The organism is Kribbella sp. NPDC051718 (assembly GCF_040681515.1).
Lineage (GTDB): Bacteria > Actinomycetota > Actinomycetes > Propionibacteriales > Kribbellaceae > Kribbella.
Genome location: NZ_JBFAYZ010000029.1, coordinates 3,396 through 5,252, shown reverse-complemented (window position 1 = coordinate 5,252; position 1,857 = coordinate 3,396). Strand labels below are relative to the sequence as shown.

At 55.9% G+C, this 1,857-nt stretch carries 1 rRNA gene (cut by a window edge); it reads right to left on the bottom strand.

Annotated features, from left to right (window positions below):
• Positions 1 to 13: 13 nt before the first annotated feature.
• Positions 14 to 1,857: ribosomal RNA gene (locus AB0M15_RS41790) — 23S ribosomal RNA — on the bottom strand (it continues 1,371 nt past the right edge of the window).

Genomic DNA, 1,857 nt, shown 5'->3' with positions numbered 1-1,857 from the left:
CGTGGTGTGGTGTTGAGACAAGCCCTCGGCCTATTAGTACCAGTCAGCTCCACACCTTACGGTGCTTCCACTTCTGGCCTATCAACCCAGTGGTCTACTGGGGGCCTTACCCGATTAACTCGGTGGGAGACCTCATCTTGAAGCGTGCTTCCCGCTTAGATGCTTTCAGCGGTTATCACTCCCGAACGTAGCCAACCAGCCGTGCTCCTGGCGGAACAACTGGCACACCAGAGGTTCGTCCACCCCGGTCCTCTCGTACTAGGGGCAGCCCTTCTCAAGTCTCCTGCGCGCGCAGCGGATAGGGACCGAACTGTCTCACGACGTTCTAAACCCAGCTCGCGTGCCGCTTTAATGGGCGAACAGCCCAACCCTTGGGACCTACTCCAGCCCCAGGATGCGACGAGCCGACATCGAGGTGCCAAACCATCCCGTCGATATGGACTCTTGGGGAAGATCAGCCTGTTATCCCCGGGGTACCTTTTATCCGTTGAGCGACGGTGCTCCCACATGCCACCGCCGGATCACTAGTTCCGACTTTCGTCCCTGCTCGACATGTCTGTCTCACAGTCAAGCTCCCTTGTGCACTTACACTCGACACCTGATTGCCAACCAGGCTGAGGGAACCTTTGAGCGCCTCCGTTACCTTTTAGGAGGCGACCGCCCCAGTCAAACTACCCACCAGGCACTGTCCCTGATCCAGATAATGGACCTAAGTTAGACAGCCAGAACAACCAGAGTGGTATTTCAACGATGACTCCACCCGAACTGGCGTCCGAGTTTCACAGTCTCCCACCTATCCTACACAAGTTGTACCGACCACCAATACCAAGTTGTAGTAAAGGTCCCGGGGTCTTTCCGTCCTGCTGCGCGTAACGAGCATCTTTACTCGTAATGCAATTTCGCCGAGTCCATGGTTGAGACAGCGCCCAAGTCGTTACGCCATTCGTGCAGGTCGGAACTTACCCGACAAGGAATTTCGCTACCTTAGGATGGTTATAGTTACCACCGCCGTTTACTGGCGCTTAAGTTCAAAGCTTCGCCGGCCTAAACCAGCTAACCTGTCCCCTTAACGTTCCAGCACCGGGCAGGCGTCAGTCCGTATACATCGAATTACTTCTTCGCACGGACCTGTGTTTTTAGTAAACAGTCGCTTGGGCCTGGTCTCTGCGGCCATCAACGCTTCCACCAGCAAGTGGTGTCACGTATCCGGCCCCCCTTCTCCCGAAGTTACGGGGGCATTTTGCCGAGTTCCTTAACCATGGTTCACTCGATCGCCTTGGTATTCTCTACCTGATCACCTGTGTCGGTTTGGGGTACGGGCGGCTCTAACACTCACTACGAAGTTTTTCTCGGCAGCATGGGATCATCCACTTCCCCTGAACGGGTCCGCCTCGGTTCTCAGGCTTATATGAGACACGGATTTGCCTATGCCTCGCCCTACCACCTTGCCCGCGGATCAGCTTGCGCCTACCATCGCCGCGGATGGACTGCCCTCCTGCGTCACTCCTTAGTGCACCTAATACCACCTCGGGTCGAATCATCCACTCATCAGCCCGAAGGCCTCAAAGCTTTTGAGTCTTAGCATCAGTAGGTTCGGTCGGGTCGTGTTAATGCCGGTACGGGAATATCAACCCGTTGTCCATCGACTACGCCTGTCGGCCTCGCCTTAGGTCCCGACTTACCCAGGGCAGATTAGCTTGACCCTGGAACCCTTGATCATTCGGCGGACGGGTTTCTCACCCGTCATTCGCTACTCATGCCTGCATTCTCACTCGTGCAGCATCCACAACTAGATCACTCTGCTGCTTCACACGCTGCACGACGCTCCCCTACCCATCCACACACCTGGACCACGTA